12 protein-coding genes and 1 pseudogene are annotated in these 18,302 nt (G+C 62.9%); 6 read left to right on the plus strand and 7 right to left on the minus strand.

The window, feature by feature from the left end:
• Window positions 1–83 precede the first annotated feature (83 nt).
• Window positions 84–842 (minus strand): septum site-determining protein MinC, encoded by a 759-nt coding sequence (gene minC / locus FS777_RS19660; RefSeq protein ID WP_058604187.1) that lies wholly within the window; start codon window positions 840–842, stop codon window positions 84–86.
• A 111-nt stretch (window positions 843–953) separates the two neighbouring features.
• On the opposite strand from minC, the gene FS777_RS19665 reads away from it, so the two are divergent.
• The gene (locus FS777_RS19665) at window positions 954–1,889 is read left to right on the plus strand and encodes a lipid A biosynthesis lauroyl acyltransferase (RefSeq protein ID WP_145257223.1); all 936 of its coding nucleotides are present in this window, start codon (window positions 954–956) and stop codon (window positions 1,887–1,889) included.
• A 42-nt stretch (window positions 1,890–1,931) separates the two neighbouring features.
• Here the strand turns inward: FS777_RS19665 and FS777_RS19670 are convergent, their stop codons facing one another.
• Both FS777_RS19670 and FS777_RS19675 read right to left on the minus strand, forming a co-directional pair.
• Window positions 1,932–2,759, minus strand: coding sequence for a VacJ family lipoprotein (locus FS777_RS19670; RefSeq protein ID WP_058638036.1), 828 nt, complete (start codon window positions 2,757–2,759; stop codon window positions 1,932–1,934).
• A complete protein-coding gene (locus tag FS777_RS19675; protein WP_058604190.1) occupies window positions 2,752–4,050 on the minus strand; it encodes a serine/threonine protein kinase in 1,299 nt (432 codons plus the stop codon). The genes FS777_RS19670 and FS777_RS19675 overlap by 8 nt, the downstream gene beginning before the upstream one ends.
• Before the next feature lie 188 nt (window positions 4,051–4,238).
• Between FS777_RS19675 and FS777_RS19680 the strand changes: the two genes are divergently transcribed.
• On the plus strand, window positions 4,239–4,592 hold the full coding sequence (locus FS777_RS19680; RefSeq protein ID WP_145257226.1) for a hypothetical protein: 354 nt from the start codon (window positions 4,239–4,241) through the stop codon (window positions 4,590–4,592).
• 47 nt (window positions 4,593–4,639) lie between these two features.
• Here FS777_RS19680 and FS777_RS19685 read toward each other — a convergent pair whose 3' ends face one another.
• Window positions 4,640–6,205, minus strand: coding sequence for a beta (1-6) glucans synthase (locus tag FS777_RS19685; RefSeq protein ID WP_145257229.1), 1,566 nt, complete (start codon window positions 6,203–6,205; stop codon window positions 4,640–4,642).
• A 196-nt stretch (window positions 6,206–6,401) separates the two neighbouring features.
• On the opposite strand from FS777_RS19685, the gene FS777_RS19690 reads away from it, so the two are divergent.
• The 3 genes from FS777_RS19690 (at window position 6,402) to FS777_RS19700 (ending at window position 12,926) form a co-directional block, all read left to right on the plus strand.
• A complete protein-coding gene (locus FS777_RS19690) occupies window positions 6,402–7,262 on the plus strand; it encodes a glycine betaine ABC transporter substrate-binding protein (protein ID WP_145257232.1) in 861 nt (286 codons plus the stop codon).
• A 405-nt stretch (window positions 7,263–7,667) separates the two neighbouring features.
• Window positions 7,668–11,573, plus strand: coding sequence for an ATP-dependent RNA helicase HrpA (hrpA, locus tag FS777_RS19695; protein WP_145257235.1), 3,906 nt, complete (start codon window positions 7,668–7,670; stop codon window positions 11,571–11,573).
• Between the two features lie 231 nt (window positions 11,574–11,804).
• On the plus strand, window positions 11,805–12,926 hold the full coding sequence (locus tag FS777_RS19700) for a beta-ketoacyl-ACP synthase III (protein ID WP_058638040.1): 1,122 nt from the start codon (window positions 11,805–11,807) through the stop codon (window positions 12,924–12,926).
• A gap of 75 nt (window positions 12,927–13,001) precedes the next feature.
• Here FS777_RS19700 and FS777_RS19705 read toward each other — a convergent pair whose 3' ends face one another.
• On the minus strand, window positions 13,002–14,249 hold the full coding sequence (locus FS777_RS19705; RefSeq protein WP_145257239.1) for a putative porin: 1,248 nt from the start codon (window positions 14,247–14,249) through the stop codon (window positions 13,002–13,004).
• 229 nt (window positions 14,250–14,478) lie between these two features.
• Here FS777_RS19705 and FS777_RS19710 point away from each other — a divergent pair, with 229 nt between their 5' ends.
• Window positions 14,479–15,633, plus strand: a complete 1,155-nt coding sequence (locus tag FS777_RS19710; protein WP_145257241.1) for a GNAT family N-acetyltransferase — start codon at window positions 14,479–14,481, stop codon at window positions 15,631–15,633.
• Here FS777_RS19710 and FS777_RS19715 read toward each other — a convergent pair.
• Window positions 15,632–16,084 (minus strand): annotated as a pseudogene (locus FS777_RS19715) (transposase); the annotation flags it as partial. The gene FS777_RS19710 and the pseudogene FS777_RS19715 overlap by 2 nt on opposite strands.
• A gap of 359 nt (window positions 16,085–16,443) precedes the next feature.
• A complete protein-coding gene (locus FS777_RS19720) occupies window positions 16,444–18,276 on the minus strand; it encodes an ABC transporter ATP-binding protein (RefSeq protein ID WP_145257244.1) in 1,833 nt (610 codons plus the stop codon).
• Window positions 18,277–18,302: the final 26 nt, after the last annotated feature.

Genomic DNA, 18,302 nt, shown 5'->3' on the forward strand with positions numbered 1-18,302 from the left:
ATGATCGGGACGCAAGTCCCTGCAAATAACTGAAATAACGGCAACGATAAAAAAGTTGCTCTAAAAATGCTGGCAAGTATCCGTTAAAGACGGGTGATGTTCAACACGTCGCCAGACAGGCTGACTTGTACGCCAGCGCCCCATAACGGATCGCGGCGCAAGTCTTCGCACACTTTGTACTGGCCGGCAATGGAGACCATTTCAGCGGTCATCTGCTGGCAGAAGATACGCGCCTTGGTATTGCCCTTGATACCTGCCAGGGCACGGCCGCGCATGGCGCCGTACACATGGATGTTGCCATCGGCAAGAAGTTCCGCACCCGGGCTGACCGAAGCGGTGACCACCAGGTCCCCCCCTTGGGCGTAGATCTGCTGGCCGCCACGTACCGGAGCGGTGATGATGCGCGTGGCGCGTACCTCGGGTTCGAGCACCGGTGGCGGGGCAGGGGCCGGCTCGGGCTTCTTGGCCTCGGGCTCGGGTTCCAGTGGCCGCTCGCGGGCGCCGGACGGGGGCAGCACCGGCAGATCGATGGCGATGGCCGCGGCTATGTCTTCGATGCGGTTGGCGCGAATGGCCAGGGTCCGCAGGCCATGGTGGCGGCAAATGCGCATCAAGCCAGGCAGGTCGATCGCACCTTCGCCGGCCGGCAGCTTGTCCAGCGCCAGCACCAACGGCGTATTGCTGAAGAAGTTCGGCGCCTGGGCCACTTTGGCCGCCAACTGGCGATCAAGGGCTTCAAGGTCATTGCGCGCCAGTTCCAGAACGGTAATGGCAAGCATGCTGCCCTTGAGCTGGAACACGGAGGGAGTGTCGGAGGTGTGGTTTGGGCTCATGGTCTGCATAGACGGCTTGTTGCGGAAAAAGTGCCCTGACTTATAACGATAAGACCGGTTGCCCGCAACATGAGCCGATCCGTTGTAGAATGCGCGGCCCATGTCTTGCTGGAAGCTTCAATGGATCGCCCGCGTTTTCGTCCCTATTTCCTTCATCCCAAGTTCTGGGGCCTGTGGCTGGGTCTGGGGCTGCTGTGGCTGGTGGTGCAGTTGCCCTACCGTGTACTGCTCAAACTGGGTGCGGCGTTAGGCGCGATCATGTACCGCTTTGCCGGTGAGCGCAGGCGTATCGCCGCGCGCAACCTGGAACTGTGCTTCCCCGAGCTGTCGGCGGACGAACGGCAGCGCCTGCTCAAGGCCAACTTCGCCTCGACTGGCATCGCCTTCTTCGAAATGGCCATGAGCTGGTGGTGGCCCAAGGCGCGGTTGGCGCGCCTGGCGCATGTCGAGGGGCTCGAGCACTTGCAGGCCGCCCAGCAGGCGGGGCAGGGGGCGATCCTGATGGCGGTGCACTTCACTACCCTGGAAATCGGCGCGGCCTTGCTCGGCCAGCGTCACACCATCGACGGCATGTACCGCGAGCATGGTAATGCCCTGTTCGATTTCATCCAGCGCAGCGGACGCGAACGGCACAACCTGGACTCACTGGCCGTCGAGCGCGAGGATGTCAGGGGCATGCTCAAGCTGCTGCGCGCCGGCCGCGCGATCTGGTACGCGCCCGACCAGGACTACGGCGCCAAGCAAAGCCTGTTCGTGCCCTTGTTCGGGATCCCGGCAGCCACGGTCACGGCCACCACCAAGTTTGCGCGCTTGGGCCGCGCCCAGGTCATTCCGTTCACGCAGAAGCGACTCGAAGACGGCAGCGGCTATCGGTTGGTGATTCATCCCCCGTTGAGCGATTTCCCCGGTGAAAGCGAAGAGGCTGACTGCCTGCGGATCAACCAGTGGGTAGAGCAGGTGCTGCGCGAATGCCCCGAGCAGTACCTGTGGGCCCACCGCCGGTTCAAGTCCCGACCGGACGGGGCCCCAAGGCTGTACGAAAAGAAAAGGCGTTGAAAGCGACCGCGCCGCTGCCGTGACGGCAGTGGCGCTGCCAGATTACTCGGCGATCTGCAGCTTGCGCGACTGGGTATAGACGTAGCGCACCTTTTCATACTCGAACGGTGAGTTCATCTGCCCGTAGCGGAAGTTGGTGGTGTAGCGCTTGTCGATGACCCGCAGGCCGAAGAATTCCGGATTTTCGCGGCTGACCTTGGCCATGTCCAGGTAGTTGATCGCCTGCTCGCCGGAATAATCCACCACCAGCCCAGCGGTGTCGCGCAGGTTCGAAGGGCCCAACAGCGGCAGCATCAGGTAAGGGCCTGCCGGCACGCCATAGAAGCCCAGGGTCTGGCCGAAATCCTCGCTCTGGCGCGGCAGGCCCATCTTGGTCGCCGGGTCCCACAAACCGCCTACCCCGATGATTGTGTTGAACATCAGCCGTGCCGTGATCTCGGCCGAGCGTTTGGCCTTGAGCTGCAGCACGCTGTTGAACAGATTGGGCACGTCCCCCAGGTTGTTGAAGAAGTTGGTCACCCCACTGCGCAGAAAACGCGGGGTGACGTACTGGTAGCCATTGACCAGCGGCAGCAGCACCCATTGGTCCAGGCGGTAGTTGAAATGATAGATGCGGCGATTCATCGACTCGAGCGGGTCGTAGACGTTCAGCGCTTCGAGGGTAGAGCGCTCGAATTCACGTTGGTCCAGGCCCGGGTTGAATTTCAACTCGCGCAACGGATCCAGGAAGCCGTCGGCTTCCGGGGCCAGTGGGGCGGTGCCGATCACCTGCGGATCAGCCTCGACGACGCTGGCTCTGGGTGCGGTCTCGGCGGCCAGGGTATGGCCTGCGGCAAGCAGGGCCGTGGCAAAGAGCAGTTTGTTAACCACGGAAGAACTCCAGCATGGCGTCACTGTTGACGCGGTAGTTGATGTTGCCGCAATGGCCACCATGGGGATAAAGGGTCAGGCGATCACCGAACACCTTGCGCAGGAACCCGATATCGCCTGGGCCGAGAATAACGTCGTCGGCATTGTGCATCACGGCGATCTTGGGGCTGTTTTGCAAGTAGTCGGCCAGCGCGTACAGGCTCACCTGATTGGTCAGCTCCAGGATGGTGCCCCCACCGGTGCGGGCACGCCACATCGGGATGACCTGTTCGGTCATGTAGCAATCGAAATCGCACTGCAAGGCACGCTTGAAGTAGGGCGTCAGGCTCGTGCCTTCGGTGATCTTCACCTTCGGTGGGATGATCAGGCCGCGACGGTTGATCAGGTCGGAAGTGAAGGCGATATCGGCGGCCGAGAAACGGAACGAGGTGCCGATGAGCATGGCCATCTGTTCGTTGGACAAGTGCTGGCGCGACTGCTGGAAATCGTACAAGAGCGCTTCGTTGAGGTCGATGAAGCCCTTTTCCTGGAAGTAGCGCGTGAGTTTTTCCAGCATCAGCTCATAGAACGTGGTGCTCCGGTCGATCCCCTTGACCTGGGTCTGCACCAGCTTGTCCAGGTTGTTGATCGAGGTGTAGAGGTTCACGGGTGGGTTGAGCAGCAGCACACGCTTGAAGTTGAAGCTGCGCCGGGTTTCATCCAGGTGGCTGACGAAGGCCGCATCGAGGGCGCCCAGGCTATAGCCGGTCAGGTAGAACTCGGTCACGGGCAGGCGAGGGTGCTGGGCGCGGACCGATTGCATCACCCGGTACATGTCTTCGGCGTCATCCTGGCTGATGCCGGGTGTGGCGAAGCGCGACGCTGCGCTGATGAAATCGTAGCTGGTGGGCGAGGACAACTGCACCACGTGGAAGCCGGCTTTGTAGTACAGCTTTTTAAGGTATTCGTTGATGCTGCTGCTGTAGGACGCACCGGTGCCGGCAATGATGAAGATCAACGGGGCGGCGTGGTCCTGCTGGGCCATGCGGTACTTGAGTTTCTTGACCGCCCAGAAGTTGTCCGGCAGCGTGAATTCACGCTCGGGGCGCAAGGTGAGGCTGTAGTCGGACTGGTCGATCTCGTCATCGCTGGGCAGCATCGGGCGCTGGTCCGGCGGCGTCGTGGCGATGGTCGCCTCGAACGGGTTGGTCAGGGGGTAGCCATAGCTCGCGGCGTCGATATCCCGCGCAGAAGCGGCCACAGCCATGAGCAGGCTGCCAAGAACGGCAGCGAGGCGCAAAGAACGAAGCATGTAATCCCCCAAAAGAACGCAAGGTGGCGCGTGTGCAAGCTAAGACCACGATGGCCGTGGCAAAGTTGCCGGGCGTGATGGCCTTTGGTGTGCCTGTTATCTGAACGTCGAGGTAGGCGAGGTATTTTGCCTTAGACCGTGGCGTAGGCGATCATGGATTTTTTCGATCAATCACCGTGGAGAAATGAATGGGTCGCACGTTACCTGGCGCATTACTGCTGATGTTCGTCGGGCTCTGGCTCGCTGCCAGCTATGGCGTGCGCTACGGGCTGATGGAGGACGGGCAGTGGGTAGGGTTGTGCACTCAGCCAGCAGCCTATTGGCAGTGCGAGGTTCGGGCATTGCTGGGGTTGGGTATTCACCACCAGGTCCTGGCCTGGGTCGGGCTAGCCCTGACAGCGCTTGGCTGGCTGCTTAAGGGGCGGACTGGTAAATGGCTGGCCGGCATTGCCCTGTTATTCGCAGTGCCAGCATTGGTGCTGTACACCGCGAGCATCGCCGTATTTGCATTGGTGCTGGCGGGGCTGCGTCTGGTCAGGTAAATGAGCGCCCGCCAGGGGGCGCTTCGTGACGCTGACGGAAAGAGGTATCAGGCGCGGCCGAGCCTCAAGCTGCGCCACAGGGCAGCCGTCATCAGCACGCTCACGGCTGCCCAGCGCCAGGCCTGTCCGCTGTTCAGCCCTTCGATGAATAGCTGCGGCAGTATGCCAAGGCCGATGATACCTGCCAGCAAGGTAGCCTCCCGTCGCCGTGTCAGCACGGGCCACAGCACGAACACCAGGGCTGGCAAGGCCAACGCTGCGCTGGGAAAACTGCGGTAGCGGGGGTCGAACACCATTGCCAATGTGCTCACGGCGCCTGCAAAGCCGGCCAGCAGCAGCAACCCGCCGGCCCGCTTTTGCAGCCAGTCAGACCAGCGCCCGCGCACGCCTGGCGACTGGGCCAGATGCAGCAGTGCCCGGGCCAGTACCAGCACGTTCAACCCCGCCAACAGCCCTGCCCACACCCACTCCGGGGCGAAACGGGCGTGGCTGCGCATCAACTCGCCCCACAGGCCCAGACACGCCGCACCGAACATGGCCAGCAGCGGCATGGCCCACGCGCCTGTGCGTGTGCGGGGTCGCCCGGCCATGCACAGCATCAGCGCTGCCAGCGCCGCGCACCCCAGCCACCAAGTGGGCCAGTCGGGCAAGTTGCTGACGGGCCCTTCGAGGATGCCCTTGTCCTGCCGATCGGCATCGTATAGGCCCCAATACCCACCCACGGCACCTTCGTTGGCGCGTTTCCAGGGCTGGTCGAAAGCTTCGATCAGGTTATAGCGCCAGCCATTGTGCTCGGCCATGGCGACGAAGCCGCGAATGAAGCGCGCCTCGTTGACCCGGCTGGGCAGGGCGGTTTCACGCTGCCGGCCTTCGCTGGGCCAGCCGGTTTCACCGATCAGGATGTCCTTGGGCGCGAAGCGCTCGCCGAACTGCCGGCGTATGTCGGCGACATGGGCCAGCGCATCGTCGATGCCCCGTGGCTCGTCTTCCCAATACGGCAGCAAGTGAATGGTGAGAAAGTCCACTTCAGGCGCGATCTCAGGGTGCTGCTGCCAGAACTCCCACACATCGGCATAGGTAACCGGCACGCTTACCTGACGCTTGACCCGCGCAATCAACTCGGCCAGTCGTTTGCCGGTGACTTCCTTGCGCAGCAAGGTCTCGTTACCCACGATGACGGCGCTGACCACATCGGGGTTGGCGTTGGCGGCGGCGATCAGCAGCGCGACTTCCCGGTCAGTATCGGCCGGGTGGGCATTGACCCAGGCCCCGAGCATCACCTTCAGGCCATGCTTGCGCGCCAGCGCCGGGATAGCCTCAAGACCGCTCATGGAATAGGTGCGGATGCACTGGAATCGCTCAGCGAGCAGGGCCAGGTCGGCGTCCATGCGCGCCGGGCGCAGTTGCATGGGTTGGTCGTAGGGCGACTGGTCTCTGTCGAACGGGGTATAGGATGCGCACTGCAGCTTGTGCGTGGCATTGGCGGCGTCGGGCAGGTTCACCGGTCTGCCCAGCCCGTACCAGAGCCCACCGAGCCCGAGCAGACCGATCAGGCAGGCAAGGGTATATAGACATGTCAGCAGGCGGGGAGAACTGGGCATCGGGCGGTCCATCGTCGGGGGCAAAAGGGCCAATAGTAGCCCGGCGCCAAACCTTTGGCATGCAAGGATCGCGCAGGCAGGTCCATGCCGCTGCCGCTAATGGCACAGTGCTGTCGCGTATGAGCGCCTGGGCGTCGTACTTGGATCAGGTCTGGCTTGGTTGCAGGCAGATGATGGAATCTCCGAGACCTGACGAGGGAATGCTTTGATGGCTACTTCAACAAAAATGCGTCGTTTCCTGGGCGTGGGTACCGCCCTGGCACTGGCCTTGAGCGGCGTACAGGCCATGGCCAAAGAAGTCAGCATTGGTTACGTGGATGGGTGGGCAGACAGTGTGGCTACCACCAACGTGGCCGCCGAGGTGATCAAGCAGAAGCTTGGCTACGATGTGAAGCTGCAAGCCGTGGCCACGGGCATCATGTGGCAGGGCGTGGCCACCGGTAAGCTCGATGCCATGCTGTCGGCATGGCTGCCGGTGACCCATGGTGAGTACTGGGCCAAGAACAAGGACAACGTGGTCGACTACGGCGCTAACTTCAAGGATGCCAAGATTGGCCTGATCGTGCCTGAGTACGTCAAGGCGGTGAGCATCGCTGACCTGAAGACCGATTCCTCGTTCAAGCAGAAAATCGTCGGCATCGATGCGGGTTCCGGTGTCATGATCAAGACCGATCAGGCGATCAAGGACTACGACCTGACCGGCTACAAGCTGCAGGCAAGTTCCGGTGCTGCGATGACCGCCGAGCTGGGCCGTGCCTACGCCAAGCAGCAGTCCATCGCCGTGACTGGCTGGGTCCCGCACTGGATGTTCGCCAAATGGAAACTCAAGTTCCTTGAAGACCCCAAAGGCGTGTATGGCGCTGCTGAGACCGTCAACAGCATCGGTAGCAAGGAGCTGGCCACCAAGGCCCCGGAAGTGGCCGAGTTCCTGAAGAAGTTCAGCTGGCAGTCCAAGGATGAGATCGGCGAGGTGATGCTGGCTATCCAGGAAGGCGCCAAGCCCGAGGCGGCCGCCAAGGACTGGGTGGCCAAGCACCCAGAGCGAGTGAAGGAGTGGACGGGCAAGTAAATTGCCTGTGCGGTGATCCCTGCAATGAAGCCGTTCGAGCCTTAAGCGTTCGAGCGGTTTTGTTCGGGGGTCGGCTCACCCGGCCAACGTGGTGAAAATGAGGGCCTGCCTGACGACAGGCCGCTACCGGCCCGCACACGACGACACTGAAACGCTCGCCGCGACGGGCGCAAAGCGGTTCAGGCGACCTCAGCCAGTTCGCAAATCCCTGCCCCCACCCAAGTCGCCGCCCATCACCTGCGCACCCGCCAGCTCCAGCCCCGCCGAGAGAAACTGAACCCTCAAACCGACCCGCCAGCCCAACCTTTCAAGCACCCCCAGCAAGCAATAACCAAATCTGCGACAATCACACCTCTTTCGAATGCCGATTACACCGCAGGCCCACCTGCATCACCGAAAAGCCCAATGACTGACCACGCCATCGACAAACTGCTGCAAAACCTCGACCACGCCATGATCGCCGACCGCCACCGTCTGCGGCGCCAGTTGCATGAACTGCGCAAGCGCCCCGACGAGGCAAAGCTGGCGCAGTGGGCAGAGCGGGTGCAGGCGTCCTGCGCCCAGGTCACCGCCCGCCAGCAGAGCGTGCCATTGGTGCGCTACGACGACAGCCTGCCCATCGCCGCCAAGCGCGACGAGATCAAAAAAGCCCTGGCCGAACACCAGGTGCTAGTCATCGCTGGCGAAACCGGCTCGGGCAAGACCACCCAGTTACCCAAGATCTGCCTGGAACTGGGCCGCGGCAGCCATGGCCTGATCGCCCACACCCAGCCACGCCGGATCGCCGCGCGCAGTGTCGCCGCCCGCGTGGCTGAGGAACTGGGCACTCCGCTGGGCGGCCTGGTGGGTTATCAAGTGCGCTTCGAAGACCAGAGCGATGCCAACACACTGGTCAAACTCATGACCGACGGCATCCTGCTGGCCGAAACCCAGCACGACCGCTTCCTGGAACGCTACGACACCATCATCGTCGACGAAGCCCACGAACGCAGCCTGAACATCGACTTCCTGCTCGGCTACCTCAAGACCCTGTTGCACCGGCGGCCCGACCTCAAGCTCATCATCACCTCGGCCACCATCGACCTGGAGCGGTTTTCCAAGCATTTCGACGATGCGCCCATCATCGAGGTGTCCGGCCGTACCTTCCCCGTGGAAACCTGGTATCGCCCGCTGACCAGCGAACAGGACGAGGAAGGCAACCCGATCGAGGACGACCTCACCGTCGATCAGGCTATCCTTGCCACCCTCGACGAATTGGCCCAGCACGAGCGCGGCCAGGGCAAGGGCCCCGGCGATGTGCTGATCTTCCTGCCCGGTGAGCGCGAAATTCGCGACGCCGCCGAGATTCTGCGCAAGGCGCAGTTGCGCCATACCGAAATCTTGCCCTTGTACGCGCGCCTGTCGCCGGCCGAGCAGCAGCGGATCTTCCAGCCCCATGCCGGGCGGCGCGTGGTGCTGGCCACCAACGTGGCCGAAACATCGCTGACGGTCCCCGGCATCCGCTATGTGATCGATACCGGCACGGCGCGCATCAGCCGCTACAGCTACCGCGCCAAGGTGCAGCGCCTGCCCATCGAAGCCGTGTCCCAGGCCAGCGCCAACCAGCGCAAGGGCCGCTGTGGACGGGTGGAGCCGGGCATCTGCGTGCGTCTGTACAGCGAAGAAGACTTCAACAGCCGACCGGCTTTCACCGACCCCGAGATCCTGCGCACAAACCTGGCGGCCGTCATCCTGCAAATGCTGCACCTGCGCCTGGGCGCCATCGACGCGTTCCCCTTCATCGAACCGCCAGACGGCAAGGCGATCAGCGACGGCTTCAACCTGCTGCAAGAGCTCTCGGCGGTCAACCGTGAAAATCAGCTGACCCCGGTCGGGCGTCAGCTGGCTCGGCTGCCCATCGACCCGCGCCTGGGCCGCATGCTGCTCGAAGGCGCGCGACTGGGCAGCCTGCAGGAAGTGCTGATCGTCACCAGCGCCTTATCGGTGCAGGACCCACGCGAACGCCCCCCTGAGCGCCAGCAGGCCGCCGACCAGGCCCACGCGCAGTGGAAGGACGTGGATTCGGACTTCGCCGCACTGGTCAACCTGTGGCGAGGTTTCGAGGAACAGCGCCAGGCGTTGACGGCCAACCCCTTGCGCAACTGGTGCCGCAAGCAGTTCCTCAATTACCTGCGCCTGCGTGAGTGGCGCGACGCCCATCGCCAGTTGGCGCTGATCTGCCGCGAGCTGCAACTGACGGTCAACAAGGAACCGTGCGACTACCCCAAGTTGCACAAAGCCGTGCTCAGCGGCCTGCTCAGCCAGATCGGCCACAAGACCGAAGACGGCGATTACCAGGGCGCACGGCAGCGCAGGTTCTGGGTGCACCCGTCATCGGGTATCGGGCGCAAGCGCCCGCAGTGGGTCATGGCAGCCGAGCTGGTGGAAACCACCAAGCTCTATGCCCGCGTGGTCGCGCGTATCGAGCCGGACTGGATCGAGCCACTGGCCGGCCACCTCATCAAGAAGAACAACTTCGAGCCCCATTGGGAGAAGAAGCGCGGGCAGGTCGTGGCCTATGAGCAGATCACCCTGTATGGGTTGATCCTGGTCGGCCGCAGGCCGGTGCATTTTGGCCCCATCGACCCGGCCACCTCCCGCGAGCTGTTTATTCGTGAGGCCCTGGTGGGTGGTGAGATCCAGTCGCGGGCCAAGTGCCTGACGGCCAACAAGCGCCTGCTCGAAGCGCTCGACGCCCTCGAGGCCAAAGCCCGCCGTCGCGACATCCTGGCCGACGAAGAAACGCTCTATGCGTTCTACGAAGCGCGCCTGCCGGCCGAGATCCACCAGACGGCCACTTTCGACAGCTGGTACCGCATGGGCAGCCAGAAAGACCCCAACCTGCTGATCATGCGTGAGGAAGACGTGCTGGCACGCGAGGCCAGCGAGGTGACTGCCGCGCAGTACCCCGACAGCTTGCAGGTGGGCGAACTGCGCCTGCCCTTGACCTACCACTTCGAGCCCAATCACCCCCGTGACGGTGTGACCGTTCGGGTGCCGGCACCCCTGTTGCCGAGCCTGCCAGGCGAGCGCCTGGAGTGGCTGGTGCCCGGCCTGCTCGAAGCCAAGTGCGTGGCGCTGGTTCGCAACTTGCCCAAGGCCCTGCGCAAGAACTTCGTGCCGGTGCCGGACTTCGTCAAGGCTGCCTTGGCCCGCATGACCTTCGGCCAAGGCGCGTTGCCCCAGGCCCTGGGCCATGAACTGCTGCGCATGACCGGTGCGCGGGTGCCCGACGAGGCCTGGGACGAATCGGTCAGCCTGGTCGAAGGCCACCTGCGCATGAACATCGAAGTGGTCGACGGGCAGGGCAAATTCCTGGGCGAAGGGCGTGACCTGGCTGAACTGACCGCGCGGTTCGCCGCCGCCAGCCAGGCAGCGCTGGCAGTGCCACGCGATGCCAAAAGCGAGCAGCCGGTGCAGGCCAAGGCCTTCAGCGAAGTGAAACCCACGGCACAGCAAAAGATCGCGGGGCTGTCGATGACGGTTTACCCGGCCTTGGTCGAGGACAATGGCACGGTGCGTGAAGGCCGCTTCTCGACCCAGGCCGAAGCCGACTTCCAGCACCGCCGCGCCTTGCAGCGCCTGCTGCTGCAACAGCTGGCCGAGCCGGCCAAGTTCCTGCGTGGCAAGCTGCCTGGACTGACCGAACTGGGGCTGCTGTACCGCGACATGGGCCGGGTCGACGCGCTGGTCGAAGACATTCTGCTGGCCAGCCTGGACAGTTGCATTCTCGACGGTGAGCCGGTGCTGCCCCGTGAAGGCGCGGCCCTGGCGGCGCTGGCCGAACGCAAGCGGGGCAGCTGGGCCGAGCATGCCGAGCGCCTGGCGCGGCAGACCCTCGAGGTGCTGAAGCTGTGGCACGGGTTGCAGAAACGCTTCAAGGGCAAGATCGACCTGAGCCAGGCCGTGGCCCTGAACGATATCAAGCAGCAGTTGGGCAACCTGGTGTACCCGGGCTTTGTGCGTGAAACGCCGGCGCTGTGGTTCAAGGAGCTGCCACGCTACCTCAAGGCCATCGAGCTGCGCCTGGAGAAGCTGGGTTCGCAGGTGCAGAAGGACCGGGTATGGAGTGGCGAACTGGCCAACTTGTGGGCGCAGTACAAGGCCCGTGCCGACAAGCATGCCCAGGAAGGCAAGCGCGACGAGCAGCTGGCCCTGTACCGCTGGTGGCTGGAGGAATACCGCGTGTCGCTGTTCGCCCAGCAGCTGGGCACCAAGGTGCCGATTTCCGATAAGCGATTGAGCAAGCAGTGGAGCCAGGTGGAAGGCTAAACTCACACAGTTGTGGCACTATTGAGACAATTTCGGGCCGCTTGGCGGCCCACTGCGCACAGCCCTGCTTCGCCTGCATGCTCACCGCCTACAGGGTGATGGCATCCATGAGGTGGGCTACCGTCAAGCGTGGGCTCTGCCCTCGTCGCAAAGTTAGTACTAAAGTGCCACTAAATCAGTGTATTTCCAGCCAGCGCCGGGTGGCGATGGCCCAAGAACAGAGGAACGACCGTGCATAATGTCGTGATCAGCGGCACCGGCCTGTACACCCCGGCCCAGAGCATCTCCAACGAAGAACTCGTAGCCTCCTTCAACACCTGGTCGCAGCAGTTCAACCAGGACAACGCCCAGGCCATCGAGCGTGGCGAGGTCGAAGCCGCACCGCTGTCCGATGCGGCGTTCATCGAAAAGGCCTCGGGTATCAAGAGCCGCTTCGTCATGGACAAGGCCGGCATCCTCGACCCGCAGCGCATGAAACCGCGCCTGCCAGAGCGCTCCAACGACGAGCCGTCGGTGCTGTGCGAAATGGCCGTGGCGGCGGCGCGCCAGGCGCTGGAGCGCGCTGGCCGCAGCGCTGCCGACGTGGACGGGGTCATCGTCGCCTGTTCCAACTTGCAGCGCCCTTACCCGGCCATTGCCATCGAAGTGCAGCAGGCGCTGGGCATCCAGGGGTTTGCCTTCGACATGAACGTGGCGTGTTCGTCCGCCACCTTCGGCATCCAGACCGCCGCCAACAGCGTGGCGCTGGGGCAGGCGCGGGCCGTGCTCATGGTCAACCCTGAAGTGTGCACCGGCCACCTGAACTTCCGCGACCGTGACAGCCACTTCATCTTTGGCGATGCGGCGACCGCGGTACTGCTCGAACGCGCCGATCACGCCACATCGGCGCACCAGTTCGACGTGGTCAGCAGCAAGCTGTGGACCGAGTTCTCCAATAACATCCGCAACAACTTCGGCTTCCTCAACCGCGCGGCGGAGGAGGGCGAAGGCGCCGCAGACAAGCTGTTCATCCAGGAAGGCCGCAAGGTGTTCCGCGAGGTGTGCCCGAAAGTGGCGGAGCTGGTGGGCGAGCATTTGCAGGAAAACGGCCTTCAGCCCAGCGATGTGGCGCGCTTCTGGCTGCACCAGGCCAACCTCAGCATGAACCACCTGATCGTCAAGAAGCTGCTGGGGCGTGAAGTGAGTGAACAGGAAGCGCCGGTGATCCTGGACCGCTACGCCAACACCAGCTCGGCAGGCTCGATCATTGCCTTGCACCTGTATCAGGATGACCTGCCACAAGGGGCGCTGGGTGTGCTCAGCTCGTTTGGCGCGGGGTATTCGATCGGCAGCGTGATTTTGCGCAAACGCTAAGCCGGCAAGGCTGGCGATGGCCGCCTAAAAGCGCAAACGGCCGGATGGGGACGGCCGTTTGCGCGGTGGCGGTGCTTAGAACTTGGCTTCCAGGTCTACCTGCAGCGTATCCACATCGGCGTTGCTGTTGGGCAGGTTGGAGTAGTCGGTCTTGGCCATCATATAGGCCGCACCGAGTGCGAAGTTCTTGTCGATCTCGTAGCCAACCTTGAACTTGTGACCGCGCGAGCCGGTGAAACCGTTGCCAAAGTCCGAGTCGGTAAACAGGCTCACGACGCCATTGCGCTGCACGTCGCGGTAGTTGTAGTCCAGGCTCCAGGCCCCGATCTTACTCTTCAGACCCGCCAGCCAGGCCTTGTCCTGCCCATCGGTGCTCTCGGTGTTCTTCACGAATTGGCCATAGGCCGACAGCGGGATGGCAAAGCCGGTGAAGTCCACCTGGCCAAAGCCTTCCACCAGGTTGAATTCGTCGGTGGTGTTGCCCAGCGAGCGCAGCGCGGCCGACGACTTGTCGTTGTCGTAGCCGTACACGCTGCCGCCCACCGTGACCTTGACGGTGTCGGCTGCGTTGAACTTGGTCCCCAACTGCGCAGCGTAGAGCTGTGCATCGTGCTTGAACTGCACGCCGTCGCCGTCGACGTTGTCCTTGAGGTTGTAGTGGCCGATGCTGCCGAACACCTCGGCAGGGCCCAGGTTGATCTTGTAGGTGGCGGCTACGCCTTCGGGGTTGATGTCGCTGTCCCAGATGATGTCGCCCATGCTCACCCAGGGCTGCATCATCTTGCCGCCGATCAGGTGCAGGTTCGGCACGGCGGTGGGGTGCCAGTCCAGGTAGGCCAGGTCCACCCACAACGATTTCTTCTCGAAGTAGTTATCCAGGCTCTGGTTGGTCGAGCGCGCATCGGCGCTGCTGCCGGTGGCGACCCGCACCCCGGCGTCCACTTGCGGGTTGATCTCGCTGTAGAAACCGACACGGGCACGCACACGCTCCCGGTCCTGGTTGCCGCTGCGGGAAATCGGGTTGTCCACGTTGACGTCTTCATAACGCAGGCGCACGTCGCCTTTGATCTGAGTCTTGGCCGCCCAGGCCACTTTTTGCTCGAACGAACTCATGCGCTCGGACTGGGCTTTCTGAGCGGCCTTTTCCTTGTTTTCCTGGGCCAGGTCAGCCTGCAGCTCGCTGTATTGCGCCTGGTTGATCGAGCCATTGGCGCGGAGCATTTCGAGCAGCTTGGCGTCAACGGCCGCACTGGCCGGAGTGGTGCTCATGGCCAGCACCATGCCGGTCAGGCTTGCTCCGGTAAGTGTAGAAACAAGACGCATACGGTTCTCCCTACTGAGTAAGATGGGGGACGCCGAGCGCCCGCCCCTGTGTTGGCACGTCTCCGGAAGGGCCTGGATAGACAGGTTCTGTGGTTCCGGAAAACAGGCGCAAGTATTGCGGGGGCGAGTGACAGATTAATGTCGGAATAGTGGCACTGTTGTGAAGTGAAGCCCGTCAGGCGATCGTCATTTGAGTCCGGCGCCCGGCTTGGTGATACTGAGGGCCTTGATGCCGCGAGCCGACCCTGTGACCAGTCTGTATAGCCTTGCTCATTTGCGTGATATGCCAACCGCCACCTGGGACGCCCTGGTGCCCGAAGGCCAGCCGTTTCTCAGCCATGCCTTTCTCAGTGCGATGGAAGACAGCGGCAGTGTCGCGCGCAACAACGGGTGGGCGGCCGAACATCTGGTGCTCGAGCACGAGGGAAAGGTGCAAGCGCTGCTGCCGGGTTACCGCAAGTGGCATTCGTACGGTGAGTACGTCTTCGACCATGGTTGGGCGCACGCCTGTGAACGGGCTGGCATCGCCTACTATCCCAAGCTGCTGGGGGCCGTGCCGTTCAGCCCGGTCAGTGGTCCACGTTTGCTGACGGCCGATGCGGTAGCCGGGCACTTGTTACTGCAGGCCTTGCCCGAGTACCTGAGCAAAGCCGGCCTGTCCGGCGCCCACATCAACTTCACCGACCCTGCGCTGGACGAGCAGTTGGCGCGCCTGCCGGGCTGGATGGAGCGCCTGGGTTGCCAGTTTCACTGGCAGAACCGCGGCTACCGCGATTTCCAGGATTTTCTCGACACCCTCAGCTCCCGCAAGCGCAAGCAGATGCGCAAGGAGCGTGAGCAGGTAGCGGGGCAGGGGATTGATTTTCGCTGGTACCGGGGTGACGAACTGGACCAAGCCCAGTGGGATTTCGTCTACCTGTGTTACGCCAACACCTACGCCGTGCGCGGCCGGGCGCCTTACCTGACGCGGGAGTTCTTCAGCTTGCTGGCCGAGCGCATGCCCCACGCCCTGCGCGTGGTAATGGCGCGCCAGGCCGGGCGGGACGTGGCAATGGCGCTGAGCCTGGTAGGTGGGGACAGTCTGTTTGGCCGTTACTGGGGCTGCCTGGCCGAGTTCGATCGCCTGCATTTCGAGACGTGTTTCTATCAAGGCATGGACTTCGCCATAGCCCAAGGGCTGCAACGTTTCGATGCTGGCGCCCAGGGTGAGCACAAGTTGATTCGCGGGTTCGAGCCGGTAATCACGCGCTCGTGGCATTACCTGCTGCATCCCGGGTTACGCACGGCGGTGGCCGATTTTCTGCTTCAGGAGCGTGAAGGGGTAATGGCGTATGCCGCCCAGGCACGGGAGATGTTGCCTTATCGCCGGGAAGAGGGCCATTGAGCCAGACACAGTCCCAATACGGGTAATCGCTCGCTCGCGTTACCAGGCCGGCGCGGATTGGATTGGCGATGATGTAGCGAGCGACGCTGCGCACCTGTTCGTCACGGCGAAGGGCGCGGTCATGGAAGCCAGGTTGCCAGATTCGCTGGTGCTCGGCGCCTCGTGTGTAAAGCGCGCAACTGCTGCGTGATTTGAATTCACGCATCAGCTCGTCGAGGCTGCAGGGGCCTAGCGTGATAAGCCAGTGCAAGTGATCGGGCATCAGTACCCAGGCGAGGCTCTGGCACTGTCGTTGCGCAGCAGTGAGTTGCAGCTGCTGGATCACGGCCCTGGCGTAGTGCAGGTGTGTGAAAAGTGGGGTACGGTTTCGGGTGGCGGTGGTCAGTAGGTATAACCGCCCGGGCTCGGAGAACCTGCCTAGACGTAAACGGTGAGTGCCGCGGCCTTCCATGGGTAGCTCCTTGGTGGATGAAGACTGCAAGGGTAGCTGGGCGAGGTGCGGGGAGTGGCGGGACAGTTTTACGGGGTGTGACGCAGAGTCATTCCAGAGAGGCTGGCTTTCGGAATTGCCTTGGTATCGTTGGGGCCGCTTTGCGGCCCATCGCGGCACAAGGCCGCTCCTACCCGGGACCTGCTGGCTAATGCAGGCGCCGCAGGCTACCCGGGACCTGCTGGCTAATGCAGGCGCCGCAATCCCCCTGTAGGAGCGGCCTCGTGCCGCGATGGGCCGCGCAGCGGCCCCGGCTTTTGACCAGACGCCTGGATTTGATCCCCTTCATAAAGCCTGAACCCTCAAAGCCTGGACCTCACCTAATCAACCCCCACAAACCCACCTGTCTGATGCTGCCAAAGCCGCGCATACAGCCCCCGCTGCTCCAGCAACTCAGTATGGCTACCCACCTCCACGACCCGGCCCTTGTCCAGCACCACCAGCCGGTCCATGCGGGCAATGGTGGACAGCCGGTGGGCGATGGCGATCACGGTCTTGCCCTGCATCAGCGTTTCCAGGCTCTCCTGGATCGCCGCCTCCACCTCCGAATCCAGCGCGGACGTGGCCTCGTCCATGATCAGAATCGGCGCATTCTTCAGCAGCACCCGGGCAATCGCGATGCGCTGGCGCTGGCCGCCGGACAGCTTCACTCCACGCTCACCTACATGCGCATCCAGACCGGTACGGCCCTGGGCGTCCGACAGGTGCGGGATGAACTCATCAGCCCGGGCGCGGCGCACTGCTTCCTGCAACTGGGCGTCAGTCGCATCCGGGCGGCCGTACAGCAGGTTCTCGCGGATCGAGCGGTGCAGCAACGAGGTGTCCTGGGTGATCATGCCGATCTGCGCACGCAGGCTTGCCTGGCTCACCTGCGCAATGTCCTGGTCATCGATCAGAATCTGCCCACCTTGCACGTCGTACAGACGCAACAGCAAATTCACCAAGGTCGACTTCCCGGCACCAGACGGTCCGATCAGGCCGATCTTTTCCCCGGGCCGAATCGCCAGGTTCAGCCCCTCGATCACATTCCTCGCTTCACCATAGTGAAAGCGCACGTTCTCGAACCGCACGGCGCCCTGGGTAACCTTCAAGGCCGGGGCAGCAGGGCGGTCGGTGACGGTGACGGGCTGGGCTATGGTCTGCAGCCCATCCTGCACCATACCAATGTTCTCGAAAATGCCGTTGACCACCCACATGATCCACCCCGACATGTTCACGATGCGGATGACCAAACCAGTCGCCAAGGCAATGGCCCCCACCGTGATCAGCGACTGGCTCCACAGCCACAGGGCAAGCCCGGTGGTGCCGACCACCAGCAAGCCGTTCAACGTGGTGATGACCACGTCCATGCTGGTGATCACCCGCGAAGCCAGCTGGGTTTTCTCGGTCTGCTCGCTGATAGCTTCGCGGGCATACTGCTGTTCGTGATCGGTGTGGGCAAACAGCTTGAGCGTGGCAATGTTGGTATAGCCATCGACGATGCGGCCCATCAGCTTGGAGCGGGCATCGGACGACACCACCGAGCGCGCTTTGACCCGTGGCACGAAATACGCCAAGGCGGCAATGAAACACACGATCCAGACCACCAGGGGCAACATCAACCGCCAATCAGCCTCGGCAAACAACACCAGCGACGTGATGGCGTAGATCAGCACATGCCATAACGCATCCACCGCCTGCACCGCCGAGTCGCGCAGCGAGTTGCCGGTCTGCATGATGCGCTGGGCGATGCGCCCGGCGAAGTCGCTTTGGAAGAAGTTCAGGCTTTGCTTGAGCACATAGCTGTGGTTCTGCCAGCGGATCATGCTGGTCATGCCTGGGTTGATGGCCTGATGCACCAGCAGGTCATGCAGCCCGAAGAACAACGGACGCAGCAACAGCACCACCACCAGCATCCAGATCAACTCGTCGCTGTGCTCGCTGAAAACACTGGCGCTGGGCGTGCCCTGGGCCAGGTCGATGATGCGGCTCAGGAAGCTGAACATGGCCACTTCGATCAACGAAGCGATCAGGCCAACCACCAGCAAAGCCAGAAAGCTTGGCCAGACCTGGCGCAGATAATGGAAATAGAACGCCCACACGCCGCTGGGCGGCGCTTCGCTGGGGGCGTCACGGAAGATGTCGATCAGTTGCTCGAAACGACGGTACAGCATCAGCGTTGAAACTCCTGTTCAACCGA

It is taken from the genome of Pseudomonas sp. DE0157, from assembly GCF_007678615.1.
In the GTDB taxonomy this organism is placed as follows: domain Bacteria; phylum Pseudomonadota; class Gammaproteobacteria; order Pseudomonadales; family Pseudomonadaceae; genus Aquipseudomonas; species Aquipseudomonas parafulva_B.